General features: G+C 40.6%; 13 protein-coding genes and 1 riboswitch. Of the genes, 11 read left to right on the forward strand and 2 right to left on the reverse strand.

Annotated elements, in window-relative coordinates; all coding sequences use genetic code 11:
* Positions 1 to 177: 177 nt before the first annotated feature.
* From ACQRBH_RS15140 to ACQRBH_RS15175, 8 genes are all read left to right on the forward strand, one after another.
* Positions 178 to 894: an ABC transporter ATP-binding protein gene (locus ACQRBH_RS15140; protein WP_235233044.1), complete on the forward strand. Its 717-nt coding sequence runs from the start codon at positions 178 to 180 to the stop codon at positions 892 to 894.
* A gap of 14 nt (positions 895 to 908) precedes the next feature.
* On the forward strand, positions 909 to 3,305 hold the full coding sequence (locus ACQRBH_RS15145; RefSeq protein ID WP_427762337.1) for an FtsX-like permease family protein: 2,397 nt from the start codon (positions 909 to 911) through the stop codon (positions 3,303 to 3,305).
* A 59-nt stretch (positions 3,306 to 3,364) separates the two neighbouring features.
* Positions 3,365 to 3,553: riboswitch (cobalamin riboswitch) on the forward strand.
* A 231-nt stretch (positions 3,554 to 3,784) separates the two neighbouring features.
* Complete coding sequence (locus ACQRBH_RS15150) at positions 3,785 to 4,987, forward strand: sirohydrochlorin cobaltochelatase (protein ID WP_320856024.1); 1,203 nt, start codon at positions 3,785 to 3,787, stop codon at positions 4,985 to 4,987.
* Between the two features lie 11 nt (positions 4,988 to 4,998).
* Complete coding sequence (locus tag ACQRBH_RS15155; protein ID WP_427762338.1) at positions 4,999 to 5,544, forward strand: hypothetical protein; 546 nt, start codon at positions 4,999 to 5,001, stop codon at positions 5,542 to 5,544.
* A 381-nt stretch (positions 5,545 to 5,925) separates the two neighbouring features.
* The gene (locus tag ACQRBH_RS15160; protein WP_427762340.1) at positions 5,926 to 7,698 is read left to right on the forward strand and encodes an ABC transporter ATP-binding protein/permease; all 1,773 of its coding nucleotides are present in this window, start codon (positions 5,926 to 5,928) and stop codon (positions 7,696 to 7,698) included.
* Complete coding sequence (locus ACQRBH_RS15165; protein ID WP_427762341.1) at positions 7,698 to 9,404, forward strand: amino acid ABC transporter ATP-binding/permease protein; 1,707 nt, start codon at positions 7,698 to 7,700, stop codon at positions 9,402 to 9,404. The genes ACQRBH_RS15160 and ACQRBH_RS15165 overlap by 1 nt, the downstream gene beginning before the upstream one ends.
* Before the next feature lie 203 nt (positions 9,405 to 9,607).
* A complete protein-coding gene (locus ACQRBH_RS15170) occupies positions 9,608 to 9,913 on the forward strand; it encodes a DUF2325 domain-containing protein (protein ID WP_235233038.1) in 306 nt (101 codons plus the stop codon).
* The gene (locus tag ACQRBH_RS15175; protein ID WP_427743271.1) at positions 9,898 to 10,449 is read left to right on the forward strand and encodes a DUF3793 family protein; all 552 of its coding nucleotides are present in this window, start codon (positions 9,898 to 9,900) and stop codon (positions 10,447 to 10,449) included. Before ACQRBH_RS15170 ends, ACQRBH_RS15175 begins: the two co-directional genes overlap by 16 nt.
* Before the next feature lie 57 nt (positions 10,450 to 10,506).
* On the opposite strand, the gene ACQRBH_RS15180 is transcribed toward ACQRBH_RS15175, so the two are convergent.
* Positions 10,507 to 11,385: a hypothetical protein gene (locus ACQRBH_RS15180; protein ID WP_427762343.1), complete on the reverse strand. Its 879-nt coding sequence runs from the start codon at positions 11,383 to 11,385 to the stop codon at positions 10,507 to 10,509.
* 326 nt (positions 11,386 to 11,711) lie between these two features.
* Here ACQRBH_RS15180 and ACQRBH_RS15185 point away from each other — a divergent pair, with 326 nt between their 5' ends.
* The 3 genes from ACQRBH_RS15185 to ACQRBH_RS15195 all read left to right on the forward strand — a co-directional run bounded on the left by ACQRBH_RS15185 (position 11,712) and on the right by ACQRBH_RS15195 (position 15,310).
* Complete coding sequence (locus ACQRBH_RS15185) at positions 11,712 to 12,395, forward strand: LiaF transmembrane domain-containing protein (RefSeq protein WP_427743268.1); 684 nt, start codon at positions 11,712 to 11,714, stop codon at positions 12,393 to 12,395.
* Positions 12,392 to 13,204: a DUF4097 family beta strand repeat-containing protein gene (locus ACQRBH_RS15190; protein ID WP_427762345.1), complete on the forward strand. Its 813-nt coding sequence runs from the start codon at positions 12,392 to 12,394 to the stop codon at positions 13,202 to 13,204. The genes ACQRBH_RS15185 and ACQRBH_RS15190 overlap by 4 nt, the downstream gene beginning before the upstream one ends.
* Positions 13,205 to 13,330: 126 nt before the next feature.
* Entirely contained in the window at positions 13,331 to 15,310 is a 1,980-nt protein-coding gene (locus ACQRBH_RS15195) for a glycogen/starch synthase (protein ID WP_427762346.1), read from the forward strand.
* A gap of 80 nt (positions 15,311 to 15,390) precedes the next feature.
* On the opposite strand, the gene ACQRBH_RS15200 is transcribed toward ACQRBH_RS15195, so the two are convergent.
* Complete coding sequence (locus tag ACQRBH_RS15200) at positions 15,391 to 16,035, reverse strand: cyclase family protein (RefSeq protein WP_427762347.1); 645 nt, start codon at positions 16,033 to 16,035, stop codon at positions 15,391 to 15,393.
* Between the last annotated feature and the right edge of the window lie 296 nt (positions 16,036 to 16,331).

Here is a 16,331-nt window from a genome sequence, read left to right on the forward strand (position 1 = left end):
TCGCCTTTTTATTTGTTAACGAGAAATTTTTTTGATAAACCGGGTGTGTGTTGACAATAAAGATACAGTTAAAATATACTAATTGTGATTAAATATAACTAACAAGAGGAATGAAAGGATATATTTTGAAATAACAAAATAAGAAAAGCGAAGACTGAGAAGGGAAAAGGAGTAGTTATGTCAGAGGAAGAAAGAAATTTTTTAGAAATTGTAGATTTGAAAAAAGGATTTGGAAGCGGGGATACTCGTCAGGAGGTCCTGTGTGGGATGAATTTTTCGGTTGCAAAAGGAGAGTTCTGTGTTTTGCTGGGGCCTTCCGGTTCAGGGAAATCCACGCTTCTTAATATTATTGGAGGAATCGACAGTGCTGATTCCGGATATATTTCCATTCACGGTGATAAATTGGAAGATATGGCTGAAAAGGATTTGACACAGTACCGCAGGAAGCATCTGGGGTATGTGTTCCAGATGTATAACCTGATCAGCAATCTGAACGTAAAAGAAAATATCGAAGTGGGTGCATATCTGTCGGACCATCCGCTTGATATTGACGATCTGTTACATACTCTGGGACTCTATGAACACCGTCATAAGCTCCCGAACCAGCTTTCCGGCGGACAGCAGCAGAGGGTTTCGATTGGACGCGCCATTGTGAAAAATCCGGACATCCTGCTTTGTGATGAGCCCACCGGAGCGTTGGACTATAGTACTTCCAAGGAAATCCTGAAGCTGATCGAGGATATTAATCAAAAATATAAAAATACGATTATCATAGTTACGCATAATGAAGCTATTAAAAACATGGCAGATCATGTGATCAAACTAAGGGATGGAAAAGTGCGCCATAATGAAAAAAATACAAACAAAATTTCAGCAGTAGATCTTGAATGGTAAGGAGCGTGGCAGAGATGAAAGACGGAAAGATGAGAAATCCGCTTTGCAAGAGAATTATTCGAGAGCTAAAAAGGGACTGGAAAAAATATCTGGTTGTTGCATTGTTCCTAATCCTTGCCATTGGGTTTGTATCAGGCATGTATGTTGCTAATGGGAGTATGATGCAGGCTGCTGCGGTGGGGAAAGAGAAGTATCATCTGGAGGACGGACATTTTGAACTAGATCGGAAGGCAGATCAGGAGCTGATCCGTGCGATTGAAACCGGGGAAAAAGCTGATGTGAAACAGTTCTATCTGTATCAAGCCAAAATGGAACTGGATGACTCTGATTTTTCAGCAGTTCCTGTAACTGTATATGAGAATTTCTACCGGAATGAGGATGAAGATCATGATGATGACGGAAAGTCCGATGGTACCATCCGAGTGTATGAAAGAACAGAGGAGATTAATCAGGCCTGCCTGATGGAAGGAAGTTTCCCGGTGACGGAAGATGAGATTGCTGTTGATCGGATGCATGCGGACAATGCAGGAATTCAGGTAGGAGATACGATTACTGTCAGTGGGCAATCTTATCATGTTACAGGGCTGATTGCCTATGTAAATTACTCTACGCTTCATGAGAAAAGTACGGATCTAATGTTTGATGCACTGAAGTTTAATGTGGCTATGGTAACGAAGGATGGCTTTGGACGCCTCTCTGGTACGATCCACTATACATATGCATGGAAGTATGAACAGAGATCCATAGATGAGATAGAAGAAAAGAAGCAATCCGATGATTTCATGAAAGCTTTGCTTACCCAGACGGTCGTGCATGAGAATGAGCTTCAGGATTATGTTCCCCGTTATGCGAACCCGGCAATCAATTTTGCGACGGATGATATGGGGTCGGATGAAGCGATGGGCGGAGTGCTTCTGGATATCCTGATCGTGATTATTGCTTTTATCTTTGCGGTTACTATCAGCAATACTATTATGAAGGAATCACAGATGATCGGTACCCTTCGGGCATCCGGATATACAAAGGATGAGCTTGTGAGGCATTATCTGGCAACACCTGTGATTGTAACTATAATTGCGGCAATTGCAGGCAATTTGATGGGTTATACAGTCTTTAAAGATGTTGTAGTATCTATGTATTATAATAGTTACAGCCTTCCAACCTATGAAACAATATGGAACCCGGATGCGTTTGTTAAGACGACTGTAATACCAGTATTCCTGATGCTTGTGGTAAATCTGTTAGTGCTTATTCGTATGATGCAGCATACACCACTTCAGTTTTTACGGCGTGATCTGAAAAAGTCAAAACGAAAGAAAACTGTACGGCTTCCGAAGTGGAAGTTTTTTAACAGATTCCGTCTGCGTATCATATTCCAGAACATGCCTAATTATGCTGTCCTTTTTGCGGGCATTTTCTTTATTATGGTTATGCTGGCTATGGCAGTCGGAATGCCGTCTACCTTGAATTACTATCAGGGCAAGGCAGAAGATATGATGTTTGCAAAGTACCAGTATGTATTGAAATCCTGTGAAGATGAGGAAGGGAAAATGATTCATACGGATAATCAGGACGTAGAGGAATTCTGTATGAAAGCATTAAAGAAGACAGGGGACGAATTGGATGAAGAAGTGCCCATTTATGGCATTCGGGATAACAGCAGATATATCCAGATTGAAAACTTATCAGTACTTAAAGAAAATGAAGTGTATCTTTCACGACCATTCAGTGAGAAGTATAACCTGAAGGTGGGAGATACTATTAAGCTGGATGAAAAATATGAACATAAGCAGTATCAGTTTAAAGTATCAGGAATTTATGAAAAATGTCAGAGTATTGCAGTTTTCCTTCCGATTGAAAAATATCGTTCTTTATTTGAACTGGACAAGGAAGAGTTCACCGGATATATCTCAGACACAGAGATTACCGATATCGAAGAAGATAAAATAGCGACAGTCATTACGAAAGAGGATATTACGAAAATGTGCGACCAGTTAGATCATTCTATGGGAGCCTATATGCAGTATTTTCAGATTCTGTGTATCCTTTTATCAGCAGTACTGATTTATCTATTGACAAAGCTTATTATCGAAAAGAACGAAACGGCAATCTCCATGACGAAAATTCTTGGTTATGAAAACCGTGAGATCGCAAGCCTATATCTGCTTTCTACAACAATGGTAGTGGTTGTGGCAGATACCATAAGTGTAATATTAGGCTCTACGGTAATGAAACAGGCATGGAAAATCATTATGTTTAAATATAATGGATGGTTTGCCTTTACGATAGAGCCAATGGGCTATGTGAAGATGTTTTCCTTCGTTCTTCTGGGATACCTGATAGTAATGATGCTGGATTTCAGAAGAATCCGAAAGATTCCGATGGAAGAGGCATTAAAAAATGTGGAGTAGTCAATAACCATAGAATATTAAAAAACAATTTCAGAGACTTTACATTTTTATTTGAGTGTGATAAGGTATGTTCGATAGGTTCAGACAATCATGGATTGTTTGATTAAAAGGGAAACAGGTGCAAATCCTGTACGAACTCGTCACTGTAAGCGAGGAGTGCAAGGCCAGATAAGTCACTGAGCAATTGGGAAGGCGGCCTTGGATGTTGATCCGCAAGTCAGGAGACCTGCCTGTTTAAAAACGGAGTGGGATATGCCCACAGATCACGAGTAACTGGTCGCAACCGATTATAATGGAGATATTACATTTCTGGCAGTGCCTGTATCTGCCGGAAGTGTTGTTTGATTATGTCAGTATTACGTCCTTTTACCATTTTATGGAAAAAGGACGTTTTTTGGCTTTAAGTCATTATGCCCTCATAAGTACTGCCGTTATATCCTTTTGTCGGAAATGGACCAGAAATAAGAAGGAGGAACAAGATGAAGAAAAGAGTAGTAGCAATCTTGCTGGCAGTTTCCATGGTAAGTGCTCTGGTAATGACCGGATGTTCTGGCAGCAGTGAGGAGACATCCGAAACGGCGGAGGAAACTGAAGAAGTAGAGACAGATGCTGATCAGGAAGCGGCAGATGAAGTAGCTGCATTGATTGATGCCATCTATGTGCAGGAGAGAACAGATGAAACAGATGAACAGTGCAAGGAAGCCAAAGAGGCATGGGATGCACTGACAGATGAGCAGAAGGAATTGGTGGAAGGGGAAAATGCAGATCCGGATTACTTTGGAAGAGATACAGGCGATGCATCCAAAGATGATCCTCGTAATCAGGATGATATTGGTGAAAATGAGATCCTCGTAGTCAGCTTTGGAACCTCTTTTAATGACAGTCGCGTGGCTGATATTAAGGGAATCGAAGATGCACTTCAGGAAGCATATCCTGACTGGTCTGTAAGAAGAGCATTTACGGCACAGATTATTATTAACCATATTCAGGCAAGAGATGAGGAATGTATTGATAATATGGATCAGGCATTGGAACGTGCGGTTTCTAATGGAGTAAAGAATCTGGTCGTACAGCCGACGCATTTAATGCATGGCGCAGAATATGATGAGCTGATGGAATCTGTAGAAGCTTATCAGGATCAGTTTGAATCTGTAAAAGTTGCTGAGCCTTTGCTTGGAGAAGTTGGGGAAGACGCGACAGTTGTAAATGAGGATAAAAAAGCAGTTGCAGAAGCAATCACTTCCGAGGCAGTAGAAACAGCCGGATATGACAGCCTGGATGCTGCAAAAGAAGATGGCGCAGCATTTGTATTTTTGGGACACGGTACCTCTCATACTGCAAAAGTATCTTATAGCCAGATGCAGACACAGATGAATGACCTCGGATATGACAATGTATTTATCGGAACGGTAGAAGGCGAACCGGAAGAAACGGCATGTGAAGCTGTTATAGATGCAGTTGCCCAGGCAGGATATAAGAAAGTAATTCTTCGTCCTTTGATGGTTGTTGCAGGAGACCACGCTAATAATGATATGGCAGGAGACGATGATGACTCTTGGAAGAGCATGTTCAATGCTTCCGGAGAATTTGACAGTGTAGATACACAGATTGCAGGTCTCGGTGAGATTGAGGCGATTCAGAATCTTTATGTAGCACATACTAAAGCAGTAATTGGCGAGTAGGAGAAATGAAAATGAAGAAAAGGGTAATCGCAGTTCTTGGAATACTTTTGCTTTCATCTGCGCTTGTATTTGGATGTTCTGGGAAAAAAGATACTCAGGATACGGATGCAAAAGAACAGGTAGAAGAAACAGACCAAAAAGAGGATGTAGATACAGAGAGCAGCAGTGAGGCAGATGCTGGAATAGAGGATGGTACTTATTCCGCAGATTTTAATACAGACAGCGGAATGTTTCATGCCAATGAAGCCTGTGAAGGAAAAGGTACTTTGACGGTAAAAGATGGAAAAATGACAATACATGTTTCTCTGGTATCAAAGAATATACTGAATCTCTATCCGGGGCTTGCTGAAGATGCTCAAAAAGATGGGGCAGAACTTCTGGAACCTACGGAAGATACTGTGACGTATAGTGATGGCACGACAGAAGAAGTGTATGGATTCGATATTCCTGTCCCGGCATTGGATGAAGAATTTGATCTTGCGTTAGTAGGAACAAAAGGTACTTGGTATGATCACAAAGTCAGTGTTTCCAATCCAGAACCGGTTGAAGGTGAGTAAAACGAAAAATGACTTTGCAGCAGTTAAATATTGGATGATCTGGAACCTTATTCTTATCTGTCTTTTAAACAGGGAGAGCATACTCTTTTGAAAGGGAAAGAGCATGAACTGCTTCATTGTAATTTTGTCTAAACAATAGGAAGAAGAGACTTGGGGATTGATGTGCCTCAAGTCTTTTTTATTGTGCAAAGTTTAAAACAGAAGCAGTTAGTTGAAAAAAGTAATTGACAGTTTGTGTAATAAAATGATATATATAAGTTAGTTGCCTCAAACCGAGGCTTCTTTTTTTGAATGATGGTTAGCGGCCACTAATTCAATTAACTGAAAAAGACGATTATTATTCAGAAGAACAGAATCGTGAAAGAAAGGAAACTACAAAACATGATAAAAACAAGATTGGTCAAACTGTTATCTCATGCAAAAAAATATATTGTGTTTCAGGTCGTATGGAAGTGGATATCCCTGTTATGCCAGATAGCGATGATTTATGCTGCTTCCATGCTTTTGGAGAGTGCGTTGTTTGATGCGATTACAAAGAATCAGCTGCTTTTATACGGTATCGTGATTTTTATTGCCATTTCATTGCGCCTGATCTGTGACAGACAGGCATCCTATGCTTCTTATGAGGCGAGCGTTGATGTGAAACGGATATTGCGCGAGAAGATTTATGGGAAATTATTGAAACTGGGAGCATCTTATCGTGAAAGTGTTGCGACTTCTGAAGTGGTACAGATGGCAGCAGAAGGTGTGGAACAGCTGGAGACATATTTTGGAAAATATTTGTCTCAGTTATTCTATAGCCTGCTGGCTCCTATAACGCTCTTTGTTATCCTTGCTTTTGTGAATCTGAAAGCAAGCCTGGTGCTTTTGATCTGTGTTCCGCTGATCCCGATCTCTATCGTGGCAGTACAGAAATTTGCAAAAAAATTATTAAACAGATATTGGGGAATCTATACAGAACTGGGAGATTCTTTCCTGGAGAATCTGCAGGGATTGACAACTCTGAAGATTTATCAGGCTGATGCAGATAAAGCAGATGAGATGGATGAAGAATCTCAGAGATTTCGGCGGATTACCATGAAAGTGTTGACTATGCAGCTGAATTCTACCAGTGTGATGGACATCATTGCCTATGGCGGCGCAGCAGTCGGCATGATCGTGACACTTTCAGAATATATCAAGGGGAATGTCAGCTTCAGCGGAGCGCTGATGATTATATTACTGGCATCTGAATTTTTTATTCCACTGCGGCTTCTGGGTTCTTTCTTTCATATTGCTATGAACGGTATGGCGGCAAGTGACAAGATCTTTGCGTTATTGGATCTGCCGGAACCGGAGGAGAAAGAGATTGAGCTTAGGAAAGAAACGACGACTATCCAATTAGAGGATGTGCGATTTGCCTATGAAGAAGAAAGGGATATTCTGGAAGGTGTGACCGTGGAATTGAGCGGCGGCAGTTTCACTTCTCTGGTGGGAACCTCTGGCTGTGGAAAAAGTACCATTGCGGGTATCCTTATGGGAAGAAACAAGGGCTATCGGGGCAGCATTACTATCCAGGACCAGGAACTTTCGAAAGTTTCAGAAAAGAGCTTGATGGATCACATTACTCTGGTCAGTCACAATAGCTATCTGTTTAAAGGAACAGTCCGTGAGAACCTGAAGATGGGGAAAGCCGATGCATCAGAAAAAGAGATGTACGCAGTGCTGGAAAAAGTCAACTTGTTAGGATTTTTGGAGGAACAGCAAGGACTGGATACGCCTATCCTGGAAAGAGGAAGCAATTTCTCCGGCGGGCAGTGCCAGAGACTGGCGCTGGCAAGAGCGCTTCTCCACGACACACCGGTCTATATCTTTGATGAGGCGACGTCCAATATTGATATGGAAAGCGAAGAGATGATTATGGAAGTAATACGGGGGCTGGCGAAGACGAAGACAATCCTGCTCATTTCTCACAGACTTGCGAATGTAGTAGAATCTGACCGAATCTATATGTTGGAGAAGGGACATGTGGTACAGTCTGGTACTCATAAGGAGCTGATGGAATCTGGAGGAGCTTATGCAGATTTATACCGATATCAGCGAGATCTGGAATCCTATGGACACGCGATCAGCCAGTCAGAAGAATATTTAGACAGAAAGGTAGTGACAGAGTAATGGAGCAGAAAAAACGAAGAAAAGGTATTGTGATTATGGGACAGCTCATCGGATTAGTGAAACCGTTGCTTCTGCTGATGTGTCTTGCCATTCTATTAGGAGTACTGGGATATTTGTGTGCCATTTTTTTAACCATTCTTACCGGGTATGGAATGTTATATGGATTGTCAGAGATTCTGCGGCAAAACGTGGACGTGATTGAAGGGGGATTCTTCCCGTCACGGTCATTTGGAACGATAGCGTCAATCCTGATTGTTCTTGCTATTCTGCGTGGTGTGCTTCATTATGGAGAGCAATATTGTAACCACTTCATTGCATTCAAGCTGCTTGCAATCATTCGGCATAAAGTATTTGCGTCACTTCGCAGGCTATGCCCGGCGAAACTGGAAGGACGAGATAAGGGGAATCTTATCTCTATCATTACATCAGATATCGAGCTTCTGGAAGTTTTCTATGCGCATACAATCTCTCCGATTGCCATTGCAATTCTGACTTCTCTGATTATGGTTCTTTTTATCGGTGCACAGTATGCACCGGCAGGTATACTTGCACTTATGGGGTATATAGTAGTCGGTGTCGTGATTCCGGTCTGGAACGGGAAGAAAGGAGCAGAGGAAGGGATGCAGTTTCGGAATTCTTTCGGGGAGTTGAACAGTTTTATATTGGATTCCCTTCGTGGACTGGACGAGACAATCCAGTATGACAAGGGCGAAGAGCGAATGAAACAGATTGATGATCGTTCCAGAGAACTGGGACTGATGCAGAAGAAGTTGAACCGTCATGAGGCAGTGCAGGGGGCATTGACGAATATGGCTATTTTGTTATTCTCTTTTGGAATGCTCTTCTTCATGCTTTGGAAGTATGAAAGAGGCATTGTCAGTTTTGACAGTATGCTAATAACAGTCATTGCTATGATGGGTTCCTTTGGACCGGTGACGGCACTGTCTAACCTGTCTAATAATCTGAATCAGACACTGGCCAGTGGAGAGCGTGTTCTCTCTCTGTTGGAAGAAGAACCGCAGATTGAAGAAGTTGGAGAAAAAGAGCAGACTATATTTGCTGGTGCAAAAGCAGAGCATGTGGATTTTGCCTATGAGGAAGAACAGATTCTGAAAGACTATTCTATTGAGCTCCCGAGAGGAAAGGTTGTAGGAATCCACGGGGCGAGCGGTTCTGGTAAATCTACGCTGCTAAAGCTTTTGATGCGTTTCTGGGATGCAGATCAAGGAGATATTCGAATCTCCGGAAAGGACATTCGGGAAGTTAATACAAAAGATCTGCGGGATATGGAATCCTATGTGACGCAGGAAACATATCTGTTCCATGATTCCATTGCCAATAATATTGCAGTCGGAAGACTGGGGGCTTCCAGAGAAGAGATTATAGAGGCGGCAAAAAAAGCTTCTATCCATAAATTCATCATGACGTTGCCAAATGGTTACGATACGGAGGTTGGTGAATTGGGAGATACCCTCTCTGGCGGAGAAAAGCAGCGAATCGGGATTGCAAGGGCATTTCTTCACGATGCGCCGTTCATGCTTCTTGATGAGCCGACCAGTAATCTGGATTCCTTAAATGAAGGAATTATTTTGAAGTCATTACATGAATCTCGAGGGGATAAAACGGTGGTGCTGGTATCGCATAGAAAATCCACGATGAATGTGACAGATGTAATCTATGAGATGGAAAATGGACGGATTTGTTAAATAATATTGAGATAAATTATCGATATTACGAAATTATACAAAAAGAATTGACACAGGAGCATAAGATAGTTATTATATAAAATAATAAGTTAGCTGAAACTAACAAAGCTGTATAAAAATGATTTAACGAAAGATTGCGCCGCAAGGCGTTTTCTTTCAAAATATAGGTTAGCAATAGCTAACCAAGAAGGGAGATGCTGAACATGAGCGTGGTAATCATAGGTGGAAATGAGTGTATGGTTCGAAAGTATAAAGATTTATGTCAGGAATATCAATGTGATGCGAAAGTATATCCGAAGCAGAAGAGCAGCTTGAAAGGAATCGGGAATCCGGATTTGATGGTGCTGTTTACGGGGACAGTATCACATAAAATGGTGCGCAATGCATTGAATGAGACCAAAGGAAGAGACGTTCGGATTGTTCGTTCTCATACAAGTTCAATGTCAGCTCTGAAGAGCATTCTGGAAGAAAATGTAAGACTGGAGGGAGCAGCATGTCCGATGAGATGATTATCCGTCATTGTTCGCCCACATTAGCAGGATTAAAGACAGGGAATGTGTTTAATTGTCCGTATTCAGATAGAAAAGAATTATTATCCGCTGTACGTTCCCTGAATCGACGTCTGGTACCAAAGGGAGTACGTGTGATTCCGCTGCGAATGTCTGCTGACCGGGTATTGCTCTATATTTATCGCCCGAATAAACTGGAAAATGATCTGGCAGCAGAAGATGCAGCGAAGATCCTGAGAGAATACGGATATTCTGTAGACGATTCCGATAAATGCGTAGTCCGTCTGAGTAAGCGATTGCATGAGTCAGAAGAATTTCCGCATGAGATTGGACTTTTTCTTGGGTATCCGCCAGAGGATGTACGTGGATTTATAGAAAATCGCGCATGCGGATACAAATGTATCGGATGCTGGAAAGTATACGGAGATGAACAAAATGCAAAAAAACAGTTTGAAAAGTATCAAAAATGTACGAATGTGTATTGTACACAATGGGCAAATGGAAGAAGTATTGAACGGCTGACGGTAGCTGTTTGAATAGTTAACTGCCATGCATTTAGAAAGAAGAAGCCGCCATTGGCGGCTTCTTCAGAGTTATAGATCAAATTCTTCTAAAAGCTTCTTCTGATAATTTTCATCTATTGCGGCTTTTATGATATCTTCTGTACGGTTTTGCTCTGCAAGCAACCGATTTAATTGATTCAGGCGCTGTGTAGCTTCTTTTATTCCAGCGGCCTCGCCCTCTTCGTATCCCTCAGCACGTGTCTGGCGCATATGCCTTTCCTCATCATATTCGTAGATACTCATTCGTTTCGCCTCCGCTCTGTTCTTCAAGAGAAATTCTGACAGAATTCCTTCTTTGATACATTCTGTTATCGCTCGCTCCACAGCATCCTCCAGTGACATTCTATCTGCATATTCCCGTACTCTAGCAGTATATAGAGAATAATCCTTTAATGTTTTACATGCATTTAGCAGTTCCTGATTATAATCTGGATTAATATTTAGCATAAGTGCCGTTAACTCCAAGGATGTATCCTCTTCCCCTATAGTATACATATCTGACAATTTCAGAATCATTTGATCTGGGAATGGATCTCTTCCATTATAAAAGATTATGAATCGAGGCGATGGTATGTTGATAGCCTTTCGCCCATACAGATTCTCGTTCTTTGTAATATTAGCATAGATATCAGATACATACAGTAAATACCGAAGTGGTAGATTCGGGCTGTAAGTGGATTGGTGTTCATACAATGACAGTCTGGAGTCAATAATAAAAGATACATCGTTCTTCATTGACATATAAATAGCATTTTGCAAAGTGTTGATTTCCAGCAATTCAGGATCATCATAATCTGTTTTGTTGACTGCATTATACAAGGCAAGCAATTCTTTTTTGTCACTGAATATCATCTCAAAGATACGGGCTTTGTAGATGCGGTTTGAGGGAATTGTTCCTGTCTGTTCCATAAAAGACCTCCTTTTTCTATTCTTGCAGAGGTTTTTAAGTGCATCTTAGTCCATCCTGGAAATCCTCTGCTGTTATGTGGGTAATCAAGCATTGAGATTTCTAAGATTTTCTGATGATTGAGATGAATTTCAGATGTGTTTTGCTTAGACTGATAGAAATAAAATGCTTTGGCTGTATTTTATCATAATAAATATTGGAAGACAATAAATGAATTACAAAATCATACGAGTCTAAATAATTGACACAATCTCCTGAAAAATCTGCCTATCGAATAAGGCGGATTTTTTTTAGAATACAACTATACAAAGTGAAGGAGGAAAATGAGATGAAAAGAATAAACAATATTTTATGGGGGATTGTATTGATTGCGATAAGTGCAGTATTGGCTCTCAATGCATTTGGAATTACGAATATCGAGATATTTTTTGACGGATGGTGGACTTTATTTATTATTATTCCAAGTTTTATTGGGTTATTTAACAACGGTGACAGGACTGCCAGTCTGGTCGGGCTCCTGATTGGAATATTCTTGCTTCTTGCATGTCAGAATGTTTTGGATTTTGATCTGCTTTGGAAACTTTTGGTTCCGGTGATCATTGCGGTTTTCGGTGTGAAAATGATCCTGAGAGGAATCGTGGGAAATAAAAGTTCGGAGATTATGAAAACGATGAAAATGAATGGTGAGGAAGTTAAGATAGCTTTTGCAGCATTTTCCGGGCAGAATATCAATTTTTCTTATGAGGTTTTCAAGGGGGCAGAACTTACAGCAGTCTTTGGCGGTGTAAAGTGTGACTTGAGAAATGCAATTATTGAAGAAGATGCTGTGATAACGGCCAGCAGTATTTTTGGAGGTATTGATATCCTTGTTCCAGATGGCGTCAATGTAAAAATAAATTCCAATTCTCTTTTTGGCGGCGCTGATGCGAAAAAACATCAGAATTCAAAGGACAACAGATGCACTATTTACATTAACTGTACATGTATTTTCGGAGGTGTGGATGTAAAATGACAACGGGACAGAAAGTTATTAAATATTTGGCATTGGCATTTGCAATCTTTTTAAGTATCAGTATCTTAAGTGGAATATGTGGAGCAGTGGGTGTTGTTTTTGGCCTGGTCAGCGCTGGTACAGAAGGAAAGATGAGTGAATATGTTATTGAGAATGATGTTACAGATCTTATTATTGATATAAATGCTGCGAAACTTGAAATTAAGACTGGGAAGCAATTGAAACTGGAGACAAATCACAAGTATATTTCCTATGAGTTAAATGGCAGGCGTCTGGAAATCAGAGAAAAAAGGCCATTCTTTATGGCACATTCAAACAGGATGAAAGTGGTACTTACAATCCCGGAAGAGACGATGTTTGAATCCGTTGAACTAAATACTGGTGTTGGAGAAGTAACGATAGATGAGCTTTTGACAGATTCTCTGGTTATGAATCTTGGAGTAGGAGAATTGAAGGTAGGAAGGATTCAGGCATTGAATCAGGCAGAAATTGACGGTGGCATTGGAGATGTTACGATTGCAGATGGATATCTGTATAATGCCGATATCGATATGGGAATCGGAGAATTAAATCTATCTGGAAGACTTGAAGGAGCCGGCAGCATTGATTATGGACTCGGAGAGACGAATCTTACACTGGAAGGGACAGCTGAAGATTATAGAATTGAACTTGATAAAGGAATCGGGGAGGCGAAACTGGAGAATCAGAAAATGCATGATGATTCCTTTTATGGAGCCGGCAGTAATCGAATAGAGATTGACGGAGGCGTCGGAGAATTGAATATTTCGTTCAAAGAAATCTGTCAGTAAAAAGCAGCCATAATTATGATATTTGCCAAATATAGCATTTGTGATATAATATTCTATGATTTAAAATATTTGCTTGAAGTTAAGATCATAAAGAGTAAAATGTTATATTTATTTTGGAGGTATTAGATGGCTAAGAAACAAGCTACCAAAGCAACAACCAAGAAACCAGCTGCAACCAAGACAACTGCAAAGAAAACTGCAGCAAAAACAACCACAGCAAAAACAACCACAGCAAAAACAACCGAGACAAAAGCAACTGCAGTAAAACCAGAAGAGAAAGAGAAGAAGGTTGAAGAAGTAAGTGCAGAAAAGATAGAACCAGCAAAAACTGTGAAAGAAGAGAAGCCAAAGGCAGCAGCTAAGAAAGAAACAAAAGCAAAAGAAGAGAAGCCAAAGGCAGCAGCTAAGAAAGAAACAAAAGCAAAAGAAGAGAAGCCGAAGACAGCAGCAAAGAAAGAGACCAAGGCAAAGACAGAGGAGCCAAAAGCAGAGAAAGTGAAGGAAGCTGTCGCAGAAGAACCAAAGGTAGAAGAAGTGAAGGAAGCTGTCGTAGAAGAACCAAAGGCAGAAGAGGTAAAAGCACCAGCTGCAGAAGAAGTAAAACCAGCAGAACCAGAAGTTGTAGAAGAACCAACATTTGAGGTGCGCCAGACTCCGAGAAGAAGTGTTGCATTTATTGGCTCTGAGTGTTATCCGTTTGTTAAGACAGGTGGTCTTGGTGATGTTATGTATGCATTGCCAAAAGCACTGGTAAAACAGAACTGTGATGTAAAAGTAATTCTTCCACGTTATAAATGTATTCCATGGAAATACCAGGAGAAGATGATCTATAAGGGATCTTTTGAGATGAATCTGTGTTCCGATGGAAGATCATTCTACGTTGGAATTATGGAATATGTCTGGGATGGAGTAGTATATGATTTCATTGATAATGAAGAATTCTTTAGCAGCGGTAATCCATATACGAATCTGATCGATGATATTCCGAAGTATTGCTATTTTGCAAAGGCAGCATTGGCAGCATTGAATTATATGGACTGGGTTCCGGATATTATTCATTGCCATGATTGGCAGGCAGCCTTGGTTCCAGTATATTTGAGAACGTTATTTGAAGATACGAAACTGACTTCTGCAAAGACGATTCTGACTATCCATAATCTGCGGTTCCAGGGAATCTACAATATTCCTACAATCCGTTATTGGTCAGGACTGCCGGATTATGTGTTCAATAAAGATGCATTGAAGGTAAGTTACAACGATGCCAATATGTTAAAAGGCGGCTTGACTTATTCAAATGTCATTACAACGGTCAGCCATACATATGCCGGAGAGATTCAGACAGATTATTATGGTGAGAAGCTGGATGCTCATTTAAGATATCATTCTGGCAAATTGAGAGGAATTGTCAACGGAATTGACTATGATATCTGGAATACCAGCACAGATTCTAGATTATATGCCAACTATGACATTACAGATGTATTGGATAAGAAGAAGGAAAATAAACGAAAATTACAGGAAGAGCTGGGATTGGAGCAGGATGATCACAAGTTTGTTATCGGATTAATATCCCGACTGACAGATCAGAAAGGACTGGATCTGGTCAATGCGATTCTTCCGCAGATTATGGACGAACATACACAGGTTGTTGTCCTGGGAACCGGAGACGATGTGTATGAGAATTCCTTCCGCTATTATGAAAATGCATATAAAGGAAATGTGTGCTCGAACATTATGTATGATGAGACGAGAGCTCACAGAATCTATGCCGGTGCAGATGCCTTTTTGGTACCGTCTCAGTTTGAACCTTGCGGACTGACACAGCTGATTGCCATGCATTATGGTACAATCCCGATTGTCCGGGAGACAGGCGGATTAAAAGATACGGTAGAACCTTATAATATGTTTACAAATACAGGAAATGGTTTCACATTTAATTATTATGACGCTGGTCTTTTGCTGGATGCAATCAACAGAGCAAAGACCTTGTACTTCACCAATCGCTGGTGCTGGGATGAGATGGTTCAGAGAGATATGGATAAGGATTTCTCCTGGGATAAATCTGCTCAGCAATATAAAGACCTGTATCTGGAATTGACATGGTAGAGATGATATAATAAAACCCCTTTTCTTCAGACGGATGTGTCTGGAGAAAGGGGTTTTTGCTTTCGAATATCTTCAAAAGATTAATCAAACCATGCGATTGCCCGAATCGGGGCGCCATCGCAGTCATCCAGTTTCAATGGACAACAGCAAAACCAGAACAGATCGGCTCCACATTGGTCAAGATTGCAGAGATTCTCGATATTGATGATATCTGTGGACTGGAATAACTTTTTGTGTCGTGTCAGATTCTCATCTGCGATAGGATCAAGACCTATGACATCGAAGCCGATTCCTTTATAATGCCCATGAATAACAAAGTCTATTACCTCTTCGTCAATACAAGGATAATCGCCAAAATAGGCATCCGTTCCCCAGAACTTATCCCATCCTAGATTAAATAAAAGAAAATCTGCGGATTTGACAGTTGTTCCGTATTTCACAAGAGATGCCATGGTTATCGAGGATCCCGGTTTTAAATCACGGCAGTCGATGACCAGTGCTTTTCCGATAAATTGTTCTGCCGGGAATTGATCCAGAGTCGTTCGACCTGGAAATATATGGGCGGGCGGATCCATATGTGTGCCGATATGTGTGAACAAGGTTACTTTTGTTTCTTTGAATCCATTTTCCGCATAAGTGCTTGATGGTTCCAGGGTAGGAGGCTCTGTTCCCGGGTATACAGGCATATTTTCACAGATTGTATGGGTAAGATCGATTACTTTCATTAAAAGGGTCTCCTTTTGAATTTTCATATATTGTAAAAGTATGATATTATTATAGGACATAATTTTGACGGAGTTAAGAGTATTTTGATAAAAGAGGGTTTTGAATGAAAGGGATAGAAAGAACATGTCATATCGGAGTGATATTATTTAAAATATTGCGGATGATTATTCGTCTATTTTGACATCTGTTTTAAAAAACATTTGATTTTTGGAAGATATTTTTGGTATAATACGACTTGGACGCGACCGTTTACAACGTAAAAGTGAATGTGCAAACCATTGATTTGGTTTGCACT

The organism is Bariatricus sp. SGI.161, assembly GCF_050313695.1.
Lineage (GTDB): Bacteria > Bacillota > Clostridia > Lachnospirales > Lachnospiraceae > JAFBIX01.